The organism is Parafannyhessea umbonata, assembly GCF_012844235.1.
Lineage (GTDB): Bacteria > Actinomycetota > Coriobacteriia > Coriobacteriales > Atopobiaceae > Parafannyhessea.
Genome location: NZ_JABAGR010000007.1, coordinates 89,182 through 107,439, shown reverse-complemented (window position 1 = coordinate 107,439; position 18,258 = coordinate 89,182). Strand labels below are relative to the sequence as shown.

The window sequence follows — 18,258 nt, the reverse complement described above, 5'->3', positions numbered from 1 at the left end:
GCTATTCCCCCTTCAGAAGTCTTCGCAGCGCGTCGAGAAGAGCGTCGTTCTCATCCGGCATCCCCACGGTGACACGCAGACAGTCCCTTAGCCCCAGGGCAGACGAGAAGTCGCGCACGAGAATCGAGAACTCGTCGCGCAGGCGGTTGCGCACGACATGGGCGTCAGGCATCCTGACCAGCAGGAAGTTTCCCGCGCTCGGCCATGCCGTCACGCCAAGGTCCCCCATGCCGGCAAGCTCGTCCAACAGGCGCTCGCGCTCCGACGCGATGCTTGCGATCGTCGGCCCAAACGCCCCGCGGCTCCTCACCGCGGCAAGCCCCGCGGCCTGAGAGAACACGTTCACGGAATACGGCTGCCGCACGGCCGCGAGGGCGTTCACGACGGATGGGCTCGCCAGCACGTAGCCTATGCGCCCACCCGCAAGGCAGAACGCCTTCGACAGCGTGTGCAGGACCGCCAGGTTGCCATATTCCGCAAGGAGCGGTTCCGCAGAGGAGCCGTCGGGCGCGAACTCCATGTACGCCTCGTCCAACAGGACTATCCCGGGACACGCCTCGCAGAGCCTGCGCGTCTGCTCTACCGGAAAGAGGTTTCCCGTCGGGTTGTTTGGGGACGTCACCACCACGATGCTCGCGCGGGCGGCTGCCTCCACCAACGCGTCCGCATCGCACTCGAACGTCTCGGGGTCACGCGGGACGTTCACGACCGCCGTCTCGACCAGCTCCGCGTACAGCCGGTACACCGAGAACGTGGGCTCGCAGCTCACGAGCACGTGGTCACGGCCACCAAATGCGAGGAAGAGGTTGAACAGCAGCTCGTCGCCACCGTTTCCAACGATCACGTGGTCTTCCCCGACGCCATGCCAACGGGCGAGCTCGGACCTGAGCTCGTTCGAGAGCGGCTGCGGGTAGCGGTTCGTCACCGCGTCGCACAGTCCCTTGTCGACGGCCGCCTTGACATCCGACGGCATTCCATAGGTGTTCTCGTTCGCCGAGAGGTTTATCCTCACCTGCGAGAACGCCGGGTCATACGGCTCGAGCACCGCGGCCGACGGCCGCATGGCGGCACGAATCCTGTCTGAGATACCCTGGGGCACGATGCTCCTCCTCACGTCCCACGTTTCTGCCGTCGCGGAGCCTAGCCCCTGCCGCCGTCAAGATTGGGAACTCCCGGCTCCTCAAGCTTACGCGGCCACGCGGTCGCCATCGCATCCGCACACGCGGCGGTAACGTCAGAGAAACGCTCCGTTTTCTCTTCAAGCAGCTTGCGGCGCATTCCGACGGAAAGGGCATGCGCCCACAGGCCCTCCGCCTGGGCGAGCGCCTGAACCGCCGGGCCATCCGCCGCAAGTCCCTGGGGCGTGTAGGAGATCACGCTAGAGCGCTTCTGGAAGTCGTAGACGCCAAGGGGATTCGAGAAGACCGCGGTTCCGCCGGTCGGCAGCGTGTGGTTTGGCCCGGCGACATAGTCTCCCAGGGGCTCCGAGGACCAGGGCCCCACGAATATCGCGCCTGCGTTCTGGATTCGGCCGAGGAGGTCGAACGCCTGCGCGCAGTGGAGCTCCAGGTGCTCCGGCGCAATGAGGTTCACTGCATCGACTGCCGCGTCGAGGCTGTCGGTGCTGACGACGAGGCCGTGCTCGAGCGAGGAGCGCGTGATCTTCTCGCGCGGGCTCTGACTTGTCAGGATGTCATTGGCCGCCTCGACCTCCTTCGCAAGCGAGGGAGCGTCGGTAACCAGGTAGCACGTGGCAAGGGGATCGTGCTCCGCCTGCGCCATGAGGTCAGCGGCGACGACGGCGGGGTCCGCCGTCGCGTCCGCGAGCACGCAGACCTCCGACGGGCCTGCGACCATGTCGATTCCCACGTCTCCGGAAACGTAGCGCTTCGCCGCCGCGACGTAGGCGTTGCCAGGTCCCACGATCTTCGCGACCTTCGGGATGGACTCCGTCCCGTAGGCAACCGCACCGATCGCCTGCGCGCCGCCCACGGCGTACACCTCGTCGACGCCGGCGACTGCCGCAGCCGCGAGCGTGTACGCCGAAAGCGAGCCGTCTCTCTGGGGCGGGGTGACCATGATCACGCGCGGGACGCCCGCGACCTTTGCCGGCACGGTGTCCATGAGCACCGTGGATGGGTACTGCGCGCGCCCACCGGGAACGTACACCGCGACGGAGGGAACCGGCGTGACCTTCACGCCGAGGATGGTGCCGTCCTCCCTCGTCGTAAACCACGACTGCTCTCGCTCGCGCTCGTGGAAGTCGCGGATCTGACGGTAGGCGCGACGGAGGGACTCGAGGAACTCGGGGTCGACCATGTCGAGCGCCCCCTTGACGACCTCGTCGGGGACGCGGAAGCTCTTGGGGCAGGCCCCATCGAACTTCAGGCAGAAGTCGCGAACCGCGGCGTCCCTCCCCTCCCTGACGGCGTCCACGATCTGCTGCGCGGAGTCCATGATCTCCTTTGGCAGTGCGCCCTGACGCATGAGGTCCTTCTGCTGGAGCCTCTGCTCGCCGGAAAGCGTTACGTTCCTCATGGCATTCTCCTTACTGGTTTGCCTCGACGACCTGGGCGAGCCTTGCCGCAAGGTCGCGGATGCGGGTGTCATAGCGATACGCAGCCGGTCCCGAGAAGAACCGCGCCGTGCAGTTCATCACCTCGTCCACTATGACGAGGTCGTTCTCGGCGAGAGTGGTTCCCGTCGCCGTAATGTCCACGATTCGGTCGGTCATGCCGACGATGGGACCAAGCTCGATGTTGCCGTGCAGCTGCACGATGTCGACCTGCTGACCGATGCGGTCGTAGTAGCTCTGGGTGATCCTGGGATACTTCGTTGCCACGCGGACCGTACCGCGCCAGCTGTACGCGTCCTCGGCGGCGCCGGCCTTCGACCTCGGCTCCGCCACGACGAAGCGGCAGCCGCCGAAGCGCAGGTCCACGAGCTGGATGAGGTCGTGGTTCGCCTCGAATATGGAGTCGTATCCGCAGATGCCGCAGTCGGCACCGCCATGCGCCACGAACGCGGGCGCGTCCTGCGCGCGCACTATCACGTACTCGTAGCCACCGTCGCGAACGATGAGCTTGCGTCCCAGGTCGCGAAGGCTGTTCGTGGGCAGGCCGGCCGACTCCAGCACGCTCACCGCATCCTTGAAGAGCGAGCCCTTCGGCACGGCGATCCTCAGTGGCCTCTCCGAGAGGCGCACGTCCGAACTCACGACGCCGCTTTCGCCCTGCTCTCCCAGTATCTCCTGCAGTCGCTCCAGGGAGAGGGCGAAGCCGCAGGACGCGACGTTAGGCCTACCGAAGTTCGCGAGCACGGCGTCATAGCGGCCACCCGAAGCTATCGAGGCGGTTATTCCCTCGGCGTAGCCCTTGAAGATGATGCCCGTATAGTAGTCGAAGGAGTTAGCGATCGAGAAGTCGAAGGTGAGCCGCCCCTCCTCGGCGAGGTCCGCGAGCGACGAAACGAGCGCGCGAAGCTCGCTCGTCCCCCTCTCGGCCTCCGGGATGCCAGCGGCGTCGAGAAGCGCGTCGGCCTCCTCGATCGCGCTTGCGTCGCCGGCAAGGCGGGGAATTCTCCTCAGCGCCTCGCGCACGGGCTGGTCGAGCTCGGTCGAGTCGACAAGCTCGTCCAGGCTCACGAGGTCGGACTCGTGAGCGAGCCCGAGCGCCCTTTCCTCGAACTCGCTCGACGGGGAGCGACGGTCGAGCAGCGCCTTCAGGGGCGAGACGGATCCGCAGACGATGCGCCATGCCGGCGCCTCGAGCGCGTCAAGCGTCTCGGCAAGAAGCGAGACGACCTCTGTCTCGGGAAGGGTGTCATCGATGCCATCCGCGCCGAAGTACTCGACGCCAAGCTGCGTGAACTGACGCGGCTGGCCCTTGAGCATCGACTCCTCGCGCACGACCGGAGCGGCGTAGCGCAGGCGAAGCGGAAGGTCGTCCGCACTCGTCCTGGCGGAAACCATGCGCGCTATGGGAAGCGTCAGGTCAGGCCTCACCATGAGGAGGCTACCATCGCCGTCGAAGAGCTGAAACGGCGAGTCCTGAAGCTTCCCTCCAAGAGAGAGCAGGTTCCTATCCTCTATGAGGGGCGTCTCGACCGGCAGATACCCATGTCGAGAGAAGCACTCGCGTACCGTGCCCGTAATGCGCTCTCGCGCGAGCGCCTCCGTAGGTAGAATGTCCCTGAAGCCACGTGGGGTCACTGCCGACATCGTCCCGTTCCTCTCGCCCGCACGGCCCAGCTCTACGCTTTTTCCGCACGGCTGAAATAGAATGCCTGACTTGAAGTGCGAGTACTTTATCACACTAAAGTGAACCTAGGTGATGCCCAAGAAAACGGTAACGCCCGCGAAACGTATCCCGTCGAAAGCCCCGACAGCCTGCGAGGTGCTTGAGAGGCCGGCTATGCCTTCGCCGGGACTCGGGTGATGTCCGCGAACGTTGCTCCCAGGAACTCCGCGAGGCTCACCGGGTTGAGGGTGAGCGATAGGCCCCTGCGTCCACCGGAGATGCCGATTTCGTCGAAGAGCTGCGCGGTCTCGTCGATGAGCGTCGGGAACTGCTTCTTCATGCCGACGGGCGTGCATCCGCCCCTGACGTAGCCCGTAAGGGGCTCGAGGTCCTTGATGGCGATCAGGGCGAGGGACTTCTCCCCCGCTACGGCCGCGGCCTTCTTGAAGTCCAGCTCCTCCGCGACAGGAATGCAGCATACGACGTGGTCGCCCGAGGGGGCCACGCACACAAGGGTCTTGAACTGGCTGTCGGGATCCTCCCCCGCCTCCTGCGCCATGCGAAGCCCGAGCCCGCGGGAGATGTCGTCCTCCTCCTGCTCGTGCCACTCGTATGCGACGCCGCCCCTCTCGAGCTCGCGCATCGCGTTCGTCTTCTGGATCTTCTCCTTCTTGGACATCGAATCAGCCCCCGTGAGAGTCCCCGCACCCGTCGGCCCGGGGTGTCGTTGCTACTTTGCCGCAGAGCGAGCCGCCCTCTTGTCACGGAGAGCCATCCGTTCCCTGTCCCTTTCCACGATCGGCTTGAGGTAGCGACCGGTGTACGACTCCTCGCACGCGCAAACCTTCTCGGGCGTGCCGTAGCAGACGATGGTGCCGCCACCCGAGCCGCCTTCGGGCCCAAGGTCGATCAGACGGTCCGCAACCTTGATCACATCGAGGTTGTGCTCGATAACGAGAACGGTGTTGCCCGCGTCGACCAGCTTCTGGAGCACCTCGATCAGCATGCGGACGTCCTCGAAGTGGAGGCCGGTGGTCGGCTCGTCCAGGATGTAGAACGTCTTGCCCGTCTGCTGGCGGTGCAGCTCCTTTGCCAGCTTGACGCGCTGGGCCTCGCCACCGGAGAGCGTCGTCGCGGACTGTCCCAGGTGTATGTATCCCAGGCCCACGTCGTAGAGCGTCTGGAGCTTTCGCTTGATGCGCGGGATGTTGGTGAAGAATGCCAGCGCCTCGGTCACCGTCATGTCGAGAACGTCCGCAATCGTCTTGCCGTGGTATGTGACCTCGAGGGTCTCCCTGTTGTAGCGCTTGCCGTGGCAGACCTCGCACGGCACGTAGATGTCTGGCAGGAAGTTCATCTCGATCTTTATCTGGCCGTCGCCCTTGCACGCCTCGCAGCGACCGCCGGGCACGTTGAAGCTGAAGCGCCCTGCGGAGTATCCGCGAGCTCGGGACTCGGGCGTGGATGCGAAGAGCGCGCGCAGGTCGTCCCAAAGGCCGATGTACGTCGCGGGGTTCGAGCGCGGCGTACGACCGATGGGGCTCTGGTCGATGTCGATCACCTTGTCGACGAGCGGCTTGCCGTCCTCGTCCAGGAGGCCGTCGATGCGCTTGTAGGGGCCGCACACGCGCTTCGCGTGCATGATCTGGTTCGCGAGCACCGGCGCGATGGTGTCCGTCACAAGCGAGGACTTGCCCGAGCCCGAGACGCCCGTCACCACCGTGAGCGTGCCGTACTCCACCTTTGCGGACACGCTCTTGAGATTGTTTGCCGTGCAACCGAAGATCTTGAAGGCACCGCGACGGGGGTTCCTGCGCTTTCCCGGCAGCTCGATCATGCGCCTTCCGGTTAGGTACGCCCCCGTGAGCGAATCGGGGTTCGCCATGATCTCCGCCGGGGTGCCGGCGGCAACCACGTCTCCGCCCAGCTCGCCCGCGCCTGGGCCCATGTCGATCACGTAATCCGCCGCACGGATGGTATCCTCGTCGTGCTCGACCACGATCACCGTGTTGCCCATGTCGCGCAGGCTCTTGAGCGTCGCTATCAGGCGGTCGTTGTCACGCTGGTGCAGGCCGATGGAGGGCTCGTCCAGGATGTACAGCACGCCCATGAGGCCCGCGCCTATCTGCGTGGCAAGCCGGATGCGCTGCGCCTCGCCACCGGAGAGCGTTGCCGCGGCACGGCTGAGCGTGAGGTAGTCCAGGCCGACGTTCACCATGAACCTCAGGCGCGCGACGATCTCCTTCACGATGGGTGCGCCGATGAGGTGCTGGCGCTCCGTCAGCTGCAATCCCTCGAAGAACGCAAGACACTCGCGGCAGGACATGTCGCAGACCTGCTGGATGTTCTTCTCGCCCACCGTGACCGCAAGGTACTCCGGCTTGAGCCTCGCGCCGTGGCACGTGGGGCACGGTACCTCGCGGATGTACTTGTCGAGGTGGTTGCGCGTGGTCTCGGACGTGGTCTCCTGATACTTCTCGAACAGGATCGAGCGCACGCCGGAGAACTTCGTGAACCAGAAGGTGTCGCGGCCGTCCCGCGTGTGGTAGTCCACGCGGATCTTCGTGGAACCGAGGCCGTCCAGGATTGCCGTGCGCGTCTTCTTCTTGAGTTCCTGCCACGGGGTCTTTGGGTCCTCGCCCAGATGCTTGAGAACGGCCTCGAAAATCTGGGGATAGTAGTTCGAGCGGCCGAACAGGTCGCCGAAGACGCCCTCGCCCACCGGCACCGTCGGGTTCTCGATGAGGTCCTCCGCATCGACGATACGCCTTGTTCCGAGGCCGTCGCAGTCCGGGCAGGCGCCATAGGGCGCGTTGAAGCTGAAGTCGCGGGGCTGGAGGTCGTCGATGGAGTGGCCGTGCTCGGGGCATGCGAGCGCGAGCGAGTACTGCAGCAGCTCGCCCTCCGTGCCCTCCGGCGCGTCACGAGCGGGCAGCAGGTAGAAGCTCACGCGGCCCGAGGCGAGCTTCGTCGCCTGCTCCACGCCCTCCGCGATGCGGCCGAGCGAGTTCTCGCGGATGACAATGCGGTCGACCACGACCTCGATGGAGTGCTTGTACTTCTTGTCTAGCTTGATGTCCTCGTCCAGCTCGCGGACCTCGCCGTCGACGCGCACGCGGCTGAAGCCCTCGTGGCGCAGGTCCTCGAACAGCTTCTGGTACTCGCCCTTGCGGCCGAGCACGACCGGCGCGAGCACGTATGCGCGCCTGCCCTGGCCCGCCTCGAGCACCTTGTCCGCGATCTGGTCCGTCGTCTGGCGGCTGATGGGCCTGCCGCACTCCGGGCAGTGCGGGATGCCGATGCGCGCGTACAGGAGACGCAGGTAATCATATATCTCCGTCACCGTGCCCACCGTGGAGCGCGGGTTGCGGCTCGTCGTCTTCTGGTCGATGGAGACCGCGGGCGAGAGGCCGTCGATGGAGTCGAGGTCCGGCTTGTCCATCTGCCCCAGGAACATGCGGGCGTAGCTGCTGAGGGACTCGACGTAGCGGCGCTGGCCCTCCGCGTAGATGGTGTCGAAGGCGAGGCTCGACTTGCCTGAGCCCGAGAGCCCCGTGATGACCACCAGCTTGTCGCGCGGGATGTTCACGTCTATGTCGCGCAGGTTATGCTCGCGGGCGCCCTTGATGACGATGGAGTCTGATGCCATGGAAACCTCTTCGACCGCATCCGTTACGTTCTTCTCGCTCATTAGTGTAGCCAAGCCTACCCCATCGGAGGCGGCTCTAGACCCCTTGGTACCAATTTCATAGAACAAATGTTTGCATGCGCCCGGGCGGGCGCGCCGGGCGAGAAGGGCCACCGCCTTCGCGGCTACGGCAGCGTCAGGACCGCCCTGGCCAGCGCCGCGGCCGCGTCGCGCGCGTCCTGGACGGACAGCCCCTCGTACTGCACGACGAAGCGCGCCGCCCCGTCCGGCGACGACGCGTTTTCGCGGTCGTGCGCGAACGCGGAGAGCGGAGCCAGCGCAACGCCGTTTTCGCAGGCGGCGGCGACGACCTCGCGCTCGCTCGCACGGCCCCCGACGGCAAGCACGAGGTGTATGCCGGAGTCCTGCTGCTCCACGGACAGGCGCGAGCCGGCGGGGCCCTCCGCCAGGCCCTCCACCAGCGCGTCGCGCACCTGGCGCATCTGGTTGCGGAAGCGTCGGACGTGGCTGGCGTACGCGCCGGACTCGAGCGCGCGTGCGAGCGTCACCTGGTCGATCGCAGGGACCGTCGTCGAGAAGAACCCGAGCTCGCAATCGAAATCCGCGTCGAGCGACGGCGGAAGCACCAGGTAGGCGATGCGCAGCGCCGAGGCGAGGCTCTTCGAGAACGTCGAGAGGTACATGACCGAGCCCGTGGCGTCCATGCTCGCGAGCGCGGGGACGGGCCGTCCCGAGAGGCGGAGCTCGCAGTCGAAGTCGTCCTCCACGACGAGGCGGGAGGCGTCCTCGGCAGCCCAGCCCAGAAGCTCGTAGCGGCGCGCCACGCTCATGACGCGGCCCGTGGGGAACTGGTGCGACGGCATGACGTGCGCGACCCTCGCCCCGGACGCGCGCAGTGCCCGCGCGGAAAGGCCGTCCGCGTCCATGGGCAGGTGGCGCACGCTCAGGCCGGCGGCGGCATACGTTTTGGCCACAGGCGCGTACCCCGGGTCCTCCACGGCAACGACCTCGGATTTGCGCAGGTAGAGGGCGAGCATGGCATAGATGGCCTGTGCCCCCGCGGCCACGACCACGCGTTCTGGCTCCACGGTCATGCCACGCGCGCGCTCGAGGTGGGACGCGATGGCCTGGCGCAGCCGGGGAAGCCCGCGCGGGGGCGGCGTCTGGTACAGGACGGAATCAGGCTCATGGGCAAGCGCGTCGCGCAGGCTGCGCTCCCAGAGCCGGGCCGCGCCGGCGGACGCGTGGGTCGAGCCGTGCGACAGGTCGTAGCGCGGCGGTCGAGGGGCGGCTTCGGCCGGTGCGGCGGGCCCTTCTCGCCCAGACGGAGCCGCGGGCGCCGGGACCGCGGTGCCGGTGGGCAGGCTCGGCAGGCTCGCGACGAAAAAGCCGCTTCGCGGCCGCGCCTCGACGTAGCCCTCCGCCACGAGCTGGCGGTACGCGCCCTCCACGGTGACGACGCTCACGCCCAGGCGCTCGGCAAGCGCGCGCCGGGATGGAAGCCGGTCCATTGCGCCGATGGCGCCGGCCGTAATGTCGTCGCGGATGCAGCGGTACAGGTACTCGTAAAGGGGCAGGTCACCCCGTTTGGAAAGGTCGTAGCTCCTCACTGGCACCTCCCGTCTGGCATTATCGGCCACGCTGGTCTGGCCTTATTCTGGTCCTACCAATCTATTACGATTTGGACGTTTTCATAATATCAGACGTACCCTAACCTACCGGTCATGCAAACGCAGGCAGACCCAGAAGGAGGAAGCATGACCACAGGCGAGAAGAACGTCCCCACGCCCGGACCGGAGCGCGCCAAGCTCAACCGCGAGCTGGCCCAGATGCTGAAGGGCGGCGTCATCATGGACGTGACGACGCCGGAGCAGGCGCGCGTCGCAGAGGAGGCAGGCGCGTGCGCCGTGATGGCGCTGGAGCGCATCCCGGCGGACATCCGCGCGGCCGGCGGCGTCAGCCGCATGAGCGACCCCGCCATGATCTTCGGCATACAGCAGGCCGTGTCCATCCCCGTGATGGCGAAGTGCCGCATAGGGCACTTCGCGGAGGCGCAGGTGCTTCAGACCATCGACATCGACTACATCGACGAGTCCGAGGTGCTCTCCCCCGCGGACGACGTGTTCCACATCGACAAGACACAGTTTGCCGTGCCGTTCGTGTGCGGGGCGCGCGACCTGGGAGAGGCGCTGCGTCGCATTGCGGAGGGCGCGAGCATGATCCGCACGAAGGGCGAGCCGGGCACGGGCGACGTGGTGCAGGCCGTGAGCCACATGCGCCTGATAAACGCACAGATCCGTCACGTTGCGAGCCTTCGCGCAGACGAGCTCTTCGAGGAGGCGAAGCGCCTGCAGGTGCCCGTGGAGCTCGTGCGGGAGGTTCACGACGGCGGCCGCCTGCCCGTCGTGAACTTCGCCGCGGGCGGCATTGCCACGCCCGCGGACGCGGCGCTCATGATGCAGCTGGGGGCCGAGGGCGTGTTCGTGGGCTCCGGCATCTTCAAGAGCGGCAACCCCGCGAAGCGCGCGAGGGCGATCGTGGGCGCCGTCACGAACTACGACGACCCGGAGAAGGTCGCCGCGCTGTCCAAGAACCTCGGCGAGGCGATGGTCGGCATCAACAAGGACGAGATCGAGCTGCTGATGGCAGAGAGGGGCAAGTAATGGCGACCGCAGTGCTTGCGCTGCAGGGGGCGTTCGCGGAGCACGAGGCTCGCCTCGCGGAGCTGGGCGAGAAGAGCTTCGAACTCAGGGACGCAAGCGACCTCCTGAGGCCGTTCGACCGTCTGGTGCTTCCGGGCGGCGAGTCGACCGTGCAGGGCAAGCTCCTCCGCGAGCTGGGGATGCTCTGCCCCATACGAGAGCGCATATGCGACGGCATGCCCGTGCTGGGAACGTGCGCGGGGCTCATCCTGCTGGCACGACGTCTCGAGGCGCTTGACGACAAGCATGTACCGCGCCTCGAGACGCTGGACGTGACGGTGGAGCGCAACTCGTACGGGCGCCAGCTCGGGAGCTTCCACGCGACGGAGGAAGTCTCCGGCGTCGGCGCGGATGTGCCGATGACGTTCATACGCGCGCCCAAGATCACGCACACGGGCAAGGGGGTCGACATTCTCGCCCGCGTTGGATCAAGTCCCGTGGCCGTGCGGCAGGGCGCACAGCTCGGCGTCGCGTTTCACCCGGAGCTCGACGACGACCTCAGGATGCACCGGCTGTTCCTCTCGCTGTAGGCGGGCAGACCGCGCTCAGCGGGCGTCGCGCAGGAGCGCCGCCCCAAGCACGATGCCTGCCACGAGCGCGTACAGCGGCACGACGCCGGCGACCGAGGCCGTCTGATACATGCCAAGCAGAACGGGCATGAACGTCTGTCGCAAGGCCTCGACCGGCGGCAGCGCCAGCACGAACACGCACATGGGAGCAGCTGCCAGCACGGCCGCCACAATGCGCAGCGCCCGGGACGCCGTCGCCACCGCACCGGCACCCACCCCGCGGCCGCGCGCGAACGTTGCCAGGATGCCGACCGCTCCCGCCACGGCATAGGTCGTCCCGACCGTCGCCACCGCCACCCAGAACGCCGGGGCAAGCGCGCTGCCGCCCGCGTCAGACGTCAAGGTCGCGTAGAGCTCGTAGCCCATCCCGCCCTCGCCATACAGGTTCGCCCTCGCAAGCGCAACGATCAGCACGCCCAGAACGAGTGCAGCGATGCTACGCGATCCTGCGCGATCTTTCCTTGCAGTTGCCTTTTGGACCGAAGCGTTTCCTCTCATGTCACTACCCCCCGCACCAGCGGGAACCGCAATGCCGGACGGAAACCGGATACGTACATTCTACCTGCGGAGATGCTCTACTTTCACCTCCCATACGCGCTCCATCGCAGCGTTCTCCGAGCGGTGGATATTGGGTGGCGGGCGGCCTGCGCCTATAATTGCCCGTACATGTTGGGCAAGCTCTAGACTGAAATCAGTCCCGACGGCACGCATGCGCGGCCGTCGACATTCGCACAGGAGAGGTGACACATGGCAGAGAACGACATCGACAGGGATGCCATCAAGGACGAGGTCGACCAGATCTTTGGCAACCGTCCCAAGCACGAGGGACCCGAGCTGTACCAGGTGAACGACCAGTCCAGCATCAAGCACGTGATCGGCGTGATTTCCGGCAAGGGCGGCGTCGGCAAGTCGCTCGTGACCGGCATCCTCGCGACCGAGCTCGCACGTAAGGGCCACAAGGTCGGCATCCTGGACGCCGACATCACCGGCCCGTCCATCCCCAAGATGTTCGGCCTTTCCGGCCTGCGCGTCTTCGGGCAGGGCGACAAGATCATCCCCGCCCAGTCCAAGGGTGGCATCAAGATCATGAGCACCAACCTCGTCCTCGAAAACGAGAACGACCCCGTGCTCTGGCGCGGCCCCATGCTCATGGGGGCGCTCAAGCAGTTCTACGAGGACACGCTCTGGGGCGACATCGACTACCTGCTCGTCGACATGCCCCCGGGAACCGGCGACGTCGCGCTCACCGTCTTCCAGTCGCTGCCAATCGAGGGCGTCGTGATCGTAAGCTCCCCGCAGGACCTGGTCCAGGTCATCGTCGGCAAGGCCGTGAAGATGGCGGCCATGATGAACGTCCCCGTCCTCGGCGTGGTCGAGAACATGAGCTACATGGAGTGCCCGGAGTGCGGCCACAGGCTCGAGCCCTTCGGCCCCTCGCACCTGCAAGAAATCGTGGACGAGTTCAAGGTCGCCGACCTCGGTCGCATCCCCATCGACCCCAAGGTCGCCGCAAGCTGCGATGCCGGCACGTTCGAGTCCGAGCTCCCCGAGGGTCTCATCCCCGAGGCGGTCTCCGCGGTGGAGGCATAGCGCATGTCACAGGACGGCACTGGCAGGCGGAGGCGCGTCTCCCGCGCAAAGCTGCGGGAGCGCAGGCTCCAGGCAGCGGCGGTGGTAGACGTCGCCACCTCATACGACGTCGTCGTGGTCGGCGGCGGGGCATCCGGCCTCGTCGCCGCAATCTGCGCGGGCGAGAAGGGCGCAAACGTCCTGCTCCTGGAGTCCTCGCCCGAATGCGGGCGGCCCATACTCGCCACAGGCAACGGACGGTGCAACTTCAGCAACGTCGGCCTCGCGCCGAAGTACTACAACGACCCCGCGTTCGTACAGGCCGTCTTCGGCGACGACCCGCTCGGGGACATCCTCGCCTTCTTCCGCCAGTGCAACATGCGCTGGTGCCTGGAGGAGGAGAGGCTCTACCCCCTCTCGCGGCGCGCGACGTCGGTAAGGAACGTCCTCCTGCGACGCGCCGCTTCCGCCGGCGTGACCATCGCATGCGCAAGAAGCGTCGTGGGGGCATCCCGGACGGACGGGGGCTTTGCTATCACGTACCGCGAGGAGTTTGCCGGCGGGGCGGAGCGCGCGGTTCAGGCGAGGAGCCTCGTCATATCGACCGGAGGCACGCAGCGCACGCACGACTTCGATGTGGCAGGCTCGCTTGGCCTCGAGTCGAATCCCGCGCAGCCCGTCCTCTGTCCCGTCGGCTGCGAGCCCAACCCCATCCTCGAACTGGACGGCCGGAGGCTGCATGTACGCGCGCAGCTCACGCACACCGCCTTCCCCGTGTGGAGCGAGCGCGGCGAGGTCCTTCTCAGGAACTACGGCCTTTCTGGCATCGTCGTGTTCAACATGTCCCGTCAGGTCGTTCCGGGCGACCTTGTCGAGCTTGACCTCCTTCCAGATCTCACCAAGAGCGAGCTGCAGCAGATGGTTGACCCGTTCGCTCACGGCTCGTTCGAGGAAGGCTGCCTCGACGGGGTGCTCGACCCAGACATCGCCTCGGTGCTCGAGGGACTTGCGCGCAGCCGCTGGACGCTCGAAGACGCCGGACGGGACAAACCCGCAAGCGACTCGGAGTCGCTCATGGCCCTTGCGAAGAGCTACCCGCTGAGGGCAACGGGGACGACCGGGCACGAGCAGGCCCAGGTGCTGCGCGGCGGGCTTCGCACGAACCAGTTCTCAACCAAGACGCTCGAGTGCACCTCCGTACCAGGACTCTTCGCCACAGGCGAGGCGCTCGACGTCGATGGGGAATGCGGAGGGTTCAACCTCTCGTGGGCTTGGAAGAGCGGAATGGTCGCAGGCGCGGCCGCCGTAACCAGATAGTCGCGTCCCCTCCCAGGCCATCGGTCGTCAGGGAGGGGGCAAGTCTGCATAGACTGGAGAAAACGTGCTCGACATCTCTGCCATACGGATTCCCGTCGACCATCTCGACGGCACCCTCCGAACTGAGGAGCTTTCGCTCCGCAAGGCGGTCCTGCATAGGCTCCGCATTGCGCCTGACGACCTGTTGTCCATAGATCCCCGCAAGCGCTCCATAGACGCTCGCAAGAAGAGCGACGTCCACTTCACGTATACGGTGCGCGTTTCCCTGAGGGGAGGTGCCAACGCCGAGAGGGCGCTTCTCGCAAGGCTTCGTGCCCGTCGTGCCGAGAAGGGCGTGCGTCCTTCCACGGACAAGGCGTTTGGGCTTCCAGCCCATTTCGGCACGACCGCGGCAAGCAGACCAATCGTAATCGGGGCGGGATGTGCCGGCCTCTTCTGCGCGCTCTCGCTCGCGAACGCAGGGCTGAGGCCACTTCTCGTAGAGCGTGGCCAGGACGCGACGCGCAGGACGAAGGCCATTGAGCACTTCAACGAGACAGGTGAGCTCGACCCAGAGTCAAACATCCAATTCGGTCTCGGAGGCGCGGGGACCTTCTCTGACGGCAAGCTTTCGACCGGCACGAAAAGCCCGGCGCACAGGTTCATACTGCAGACGCTCGTCGACGCGGGCGCCTCGCAGGAGATACTCTGGGATGCCAAGCCGCACGTGGGTAGCGACGTCCTGCCAACGGTCGTCACGCACATCCTGCAGAGTATCGAATCCCTCGGCGGTGAGGTGAGGCTCGGGTGCCGCATGACCGACATGGGGATATCGCAGTCCCCTACGCCGCACGTCACATCGGTCACGCTGGAGCACCACGACGAATCGGGGCTTCTCGTCGAGGAAAGGGTTCCCGTTGACAACCTCGTGATCGCGTGCGGACATTCCGCCCGCGACGTGTTCGAGCTGCTTCGAGACCGTGACGTCACGCTCGAGCGGAAGACGTTCGCGATGGGCGTTCGCATAGAGCACCTCCAGTCCATGATCGACCGATCCCAATACGGACCCTTTGCGGGACACCCGGCCTTGGGCGCCGCTCCCTACAAGCTCGTCGCCCACCTCGACAACGACCGCAGCGCGTTCTCGTTTTGCATGTGCCCGGGCGGCTATGTCGTTGCCGCCGCCAGTGAGCCGGGCGGCGTCGTAACGAACGGGATGAGTCTCTCCGACCGTGCCGGGACGAATGCCAACTCCGGCTTTCTCGCCAACGTGTTCCCGACGGACCTCCCCGGAGACGACGTTCTTGCCGGCGTCGAGCTACAGCGCCGCTGCGAGCGCCTCGCTTTCGAGGCCGGCGGCGGATCTTATGTCGCGCCTGCCCAGCTCGTCGCAGACTTCCTCCAGGGAACGCCGTCGACTGCCGTGGGAAACGTCGTACCGACGTACCCGCGTGGCGTGAGCTGGGGTGACGTCACGACGTGCCTCCCCTCCTACATCACCGAGACGCTGCGCGGCTCGATCCCGAAGATGAACCGACAGCTGCATGGCTTCGAGACGGCGGACGCGGTTCTTACCGGCGTGGAGACGCGGTCGAGCTCGCCCATACGCGTGACACGCGGCAAGGACTGCAGGTCCGTCTCAACCGCCGGTCTTTGGCCATGCGGCGAGGGGGCTGGATATGCCGGAGGAATCATGAGCGCCGCAACCGATGGCCTCCGTGTCGCCCAGGCGCTTGTCGACTCCCTTTCCTGAGGCCATGTGACGAGGAGACGACGCAACGCGCCTCCTCTCGCTACGTCCCTTCCGAATCCGGTTCGCCAGACAGCCGAACGCGGCCGTCGTCATCCCTGCGGCAAGCGGTATCACCCGAGGGTTCGCCACACCATCCGAGGCCCGCTCCTTACCCGCCGCGCTCGCTCTTGTCCTTCTCCCCGTCACCAGCAGCCTGTGGTCGTTCACGCCATACGGCGTGCAGGTGACAAGCGTGCACAGGTCCTCGCCCGCGGAGACCTTCAGGCCCCGCACTCCCTCAGGCTTGACCACCCTCGTTTCTACCACCGCGTATTCGAGGGTCCTCCCAAGCGTACGGAGCCTGAAGTGGTCTCCTTTCCTCAGCTTCCTAATGTCGTCGAACATCCTGCTCCCGTAGAGGCCAGAGTGTCCCATCAGCACCGCATGGGTCGATCTTCCTCCCACGGGTAGCGAGCTTCCCTCAAGGTGGCCGACGCCGGAGGAAAGGACGTCATCGCCAGTCCCCAGGCGGACGGGTAGGCGGACTCCGATGCTTGGCACCTCTATGCCCGACACGACCCTGCCGTCCTTGCCATTCAGCTGCCGCTCGTAGTCCCAGATCTCGCTCGTCGGAATCTCGGTGCGCTCTCCCGCGAGCACGCGATTGTACGAGCGCGCCTGCAACAGCAGCCTCCTCCTCTCCCCCGGATCAATCCCGTCAGAGCGGTCGCTCATGGACGTCACCTGGCGTCCCGCCAATGCCGACGTGACCACGTCCATTGCCAGGGGCGCCGCTAGAAGCGCGATGCTGACCATCATCCCGAGTGCGGGAAGGGCCCTACGGAGGCGTCTTCTCCCCCTGCGACTCCGGGACCGTGACCTACGAGGACGCATGGTCCGCAACGCGAGTCGCCTCCCGCCCTCGTACTTCTCCCGTCCCAAGAATCCTGTCGTCAGAAGCCAGCTTCCTCGCAAGCCCCAAGGCCATCATCGCGGCCGCCAACGCGGAAGCCGCGGCGAGGCGCCCCTGCCCGTCGTCACCGGTTTTCGGCACGCCTGGACTGGCGACACCCGCCTTGGCTTCCCGGGCGTTCCTCACCGTCACATCGACCGTGCCGGACCCTGCGTTGACCGTCGAAAGGCGCACCCCATCGCCCTCGCACGTCGCCCCAAGCCTCTTTTGACCCAAGTCGGCCCTGACATCGATGGTCGCGTCCTTCGCAAGGCCGAGGAATCCCCTCGGCGCCCTCACCTCGCGAAGTCGATACGAGCCCGCATCAAGCGCACGGAACACGACCGTCCCGTCCTCGTCGCAATCGAGAGCCGCCGAGGCCGCGTCGTCCACCCATTCGCCTTCTGGCGATAGGTACCTGCCATCCTCCCGCTGCAGCGTAAACGCCGCTCCGGGAACCCTCTTTCCGTCCTCGTCCACCTTCACCGCCCTGACGGCGAAGGAATATACGGCCGCGCTGTCCGGGGCGCTCTCGCCCACCCCTCCCGTGGCCGCGGAATCGGAAAACTTGACCACTGCCTCGTTCTCGTTCCCAACGTCGAAGCCAATGCCTGCCTCGGCCGCGCGAAGGCGCGCCTCGTACGAGACCTCCAGCCTATCCCCGAACGCAAGCTTGGGGCACGACTTCTTCAGGTCTGCGAACTCGACCGTGAGCACGCCCCCGGTCACGTGCACCTCGAATCCGTCGTCAACGGCCTTCCTCGAACCGTCAGCCCGCACCACGGCAACGCGAACGGAGTCGGCGTCCGGCCTGATCGCGGCGCTCGCGCGATCCTCGAACGCGTACCTGTACGCACGGTACGCGCCATAGTCGCTTGGAAGCGTCCCCGTCAGCACGAACCTCACGGCGTCTCCCGCGGACGCGCTCGCCTCCTTCGCACGAAGTCCCGTCCCGTCGGCTCCGCGCACCAGGATCTCCTTCTGAACGCCCGGACGGACGCCCTTCTCGTTCACGACCACGTCGTCACCCCCAAGCGTAAGGAGAATCGGCTGCGAATCCTTGCAGACGAGGAGCCAGACGCCTTCCCCAAGCCGCGTCGCCCTTCCCGAGCGGACGCTCTTGACGGGCCTGGACTCCCCGTCGTCCACGGCAAGGGCCGCAAGCCTTTCCAGGTAGCTCGCGGCATCGTCACCGCGGGCGCCCCGCACGACCGCGACCAGCGCATCCTGCGCGTTCGCGAACGTGCCCAGCCCGCGGTAGAATGCGGCGCCCATGCAGCCGTCCCACGACGCGCCCGACACCTTCCCCCCTTTGCCGACGCGGGCGGAGAAGAGCCTGTATGCCTCGTACGTACGCGCCTTTCCGGCAGCGACGACGGTGACGGCACCGCCTTGCTCCGCCGGCTCCGCGGCCAACGCGTGGCCCACGAGCAGGGCAAGCGCCGCCATCGCCGCCACAAGTGCGACGCAGATGCGGGCGGGCACGCCGCGCGCCTGCCTCTTCCCCATGGGACCCATGCCTGCCTCGAGAACGTCACCCACTCGCATCGA

14 protein-coding genes are annotated in these 18,258 nt (G+C 66.4%); 5 read left to right on the top strand and 9 right to left on the bottom strand.

Translation table 11 applies throughout. The annotated features are described in order from the left end of the window. Window position 1: 1 nt before the first annotated feature. The 6 genes from hisC to HF885_RS08045 all read right to left on the bottom strand — a co-directional run bounded on the left by hisC (window position 2) and on the right by HF885_RS08045 (window position 9,497). Window positions 2-1,099, bottom strand: a complete 1,098-nt coding sequence (hisC, locus tag HF885_RS08070) for a histidinol-phosphate transaminase (RefSeq protein WP_170104426.1) — start codon at window positions 1,097-1,099, stop codon at window positions 2-4. Window positions 1,100-1,140: 41 nt separating this feature from the next. Continuing rightward, window positions 1,141-2,538 carry a histidinol dehydrogenase gene (gene hisD, locus HF885_RS08065; protein ID WP_170104425.1) on the bottom strand — a complete coding sequence of 466 codons (1,398 nt, stop codon included), beginning with the start codon at window positions 2,536-2,538 and terminating at the stop codon, window positions 1,141-1,143. A 10-nt stretch (window positions 2,539-2,548) separates the two neighbouring features. Further along, window positions 2,549-4,219, bottom strand: a complete 1,671-nt coding sequence (gene hisG, locus HF885_RS08060) for an ATP phosphoribosyltransferase (protein WP_170104424.1) — start codon at window positions 4,217-4,219, stop codon at window positions 2,549-2,551. 191 nt (window positions 4,220-4,410) lie between these two features. Further along, a complete protein-coding gene (gene ybaK, locus HF885_RS08055; RefSeq protein WP_170104423.1) occupies window positions 4,411-4,917 on the bottom strand; it encodes a Cys-tRNA(Pro) deacylase in 507 nt (168 codons plus the stop codon). 51 nt (window positions 4,918-4,968) lie between these two features. Next, window positions 4,969-7,887: an excinuclease ABC subunit UvrA gene (gene uvrA / locus HF885_RS08050; protein ID WP_170104422.1), complete on the bottom strand. Its 2,919-nt coding sequence runs from the start codon at window positions 7,885-7,887 to the stop codon at window positions 4,969-4,971. 164 nt (window positions 7,888-8,051) lie between these two features. Next, window positions 8,052-9,497: a PLP-dependent aminotransferase family protein gene (locus HF885_RS08045; protein WP_170104421.1), complete on the bottom strand. Its 1,446-nt coding sequence runs from the start codon at window positions 9,495-9,497 to the stop codon at window positions 8,052-8,054. 147 nt (window positions 9,498-9,644) lie between these two features. On the opposite strand from HF885_RS08045, the gene pdxS reads away from it, so the two are divergent. Both pdxS and pdxT read left to right on the top strand, forming a co-directional pair. Next, entirely contained in the window at window positions 9,645-10,550 is a 906-nt protein-coding gene (pdxS, locus tag HF885_RS08040; RefSeq protein WP_170104420.1) for a pyridoxal 5'-phosphate synthase lyase subunit PdxS, read from the top strand. Continuing rightward, the gene (pdxT, locus tag HF885_RS08035; RefSeq protein ID WP_170104419.1) at window positions 10,550-11,119 is read left to right on the top strand and encodes a pyridoxal 5'-phosphate synthase glutaminase subunit PdxT; all 570 of its coding nucleotides are present in this window, start codon (window positions 10,550-10,552) and stop codon (window positions 11,117-11,119) included. Before pdxS ends, pdxT begins: the two co-directional genes overlap by 1 nt. Before the next feature lie 15 nt (window positions 11,120-11,134). Here the strand turns inward: pdxT and HF885_RS08030 are convergent, their stop codons facing one another. Then, entirely contained in the window at window positions 11,135-11,656 is a 522-nt protein-coding gene (locus HF885_RS08030) for a hypothetical protein (protein WP_206109859.1), read from the bottom strand. 249 nt (window positions 11,657-11,905) lie between these two features. Here HF885_RS08030 and HF885_RS08025 point away from each other — a divergent pair, with 249 nt between their 5' ends. The 3 genes from HF885_RS08025 (at window position 11,906) to HF885_RS08015 (ending at window position 15,776) form a co-directional block, all read left to right on the top strand. Beyond that, window positions 11,906-12,748: an Mrp/NBP35 family ATP-binding protein gene (locus HF885_RS08025; protein WP_170104417.1), complete on the top strand. Its 843-nt coding sequence runs from the start codon at window positions 11,906-11,908 to the stop codon at window positions 12,746-12,748. 3 nt (window positions 12,749-12,751) lie between these two features. Further along, a complete protein-coding gene (locus tag HF885_RS08020) occupies window positions 12,752-14,044 on the top strand; it encodes an aminoacetone oxidase family FAD-binding enzyme (protein ID WP_170104416.1) in 1,293 nt (430 codons plus the stop codon). A gap of 64 nt (window positions 14,045-14,108) precedes the next feature. Next, on the top strand, window positions 14,109-15,776 hold the full coding sequence (locus tag HF885_RS08015) for an NAD(P)/FAD-dependent oxidoreductase (protein ID WP_170104415.1): 1,668 nt from the start codon (window positions 14,109-14,111) through the stop codon (window positions 15,774-15,776). Here HF885_RS08015 and HF885_RS08010 read toward each other — a convergent pair. Next, entirely contained in the window at window positions 15,663-16,571 is a 909-nt protein-coding gene (locus HF885_RS08010; protein ID WP_206109858.1) for a class C sortase, read from the bottom strand. The genes HF885_RS08015 and HF885_RS08010 overlap by 114 nt on opposite strands. Window positions 16,572-16,635: 64 nt before the next feature. Further along, window positions 16,636-18,249, bottom strand: a complete 1,614-nt coding sequence (locus tag HF885_RS08005) for a SpaA isopeptide-forming pilin-related protein (protein WP_206109857.1) — start codon at window positions 18,247-18,249, stop codon at window positions 16,636-16,638. Window positions 18,250-18,258 lie beyond the last annotated feature (9 nt).

What these genes read in the sequence shown, in the direction of transcription:
- hisD (WP_170104425.1), bottom strand. Translation starts at nt 2,538, where the DNA reads ATGAGGAACGTAACGCTTTCCGGCGAGCAGAGGCTCCAGCAGAAGGAC.
- hisG (WP_170104424.1), bottom strand. Translation starts at nt 4,219, where the DNA reads ATGTCGGCAGTGACCCCACGTGGCTTCAGGGACATTCTACCTACGGAG.
- ybaK (WP_170104423.1), bottom strand. Translation starts at nt 4,917, where the DNA reads ATGTCCAAGAAGGAGAAGATCCAGAAGACGAACGCGATGCGCGAGCTC.
- uvrA (WP_170104422.1), bottom strand. Translation starts at nt 7,887, where the DNA reads ATGGCATCAGACTCCATCGTCATCAAGGGCGCCCGCGAGCATAACCTG.
- pdxS (WP_170104420.1), top strand. Translation starts at nt 9,645, where the DNA reads ATGACCACAGGCGAGAAGAACGTCCCCACGCCCGGACCGGAGCGCGCC.
- pdxT (WP_170104419.1), top strand. Translation starts at nt 10,550, where the DNA reads ATGGCGACCGCAGTGCTTGCGCTGCAGGGGGCGTTCGCGGAGCACGAG.
- HF885_RS08030 (WP_206109859.1), bottom strand. Translation starts at nt 11,656, where the DNA reads ATGAGAGGAAACGCTTCGGTCCAAAAGGCAACTGCAAGGAAAGATCGC.
- HF885_RS08025 (WP_170104417.1), top strand. Translation starts at nt 11,906, where the DNA reads ATGGCAGAGAACGACATCGACAGGGATGCCATCAAGGACGAGGTCGAC.
- HF885_RS08020 (WP_170104416.1), top strand. Translation starts at nt 12,752, where the DNA reads ATGTCACAGGACGGCACTGGCAGGCGGAGGCGCGTCTCCCGCGCAAAG.
- HF885_RS08010 (WP_206109858.1), bottom strand. Translation starts at nt 16,571, where the DNA reads ATGGTCAGCATCGCGCTTCTAGCGGCGCCCCTGGCAATGGACGTGGTC.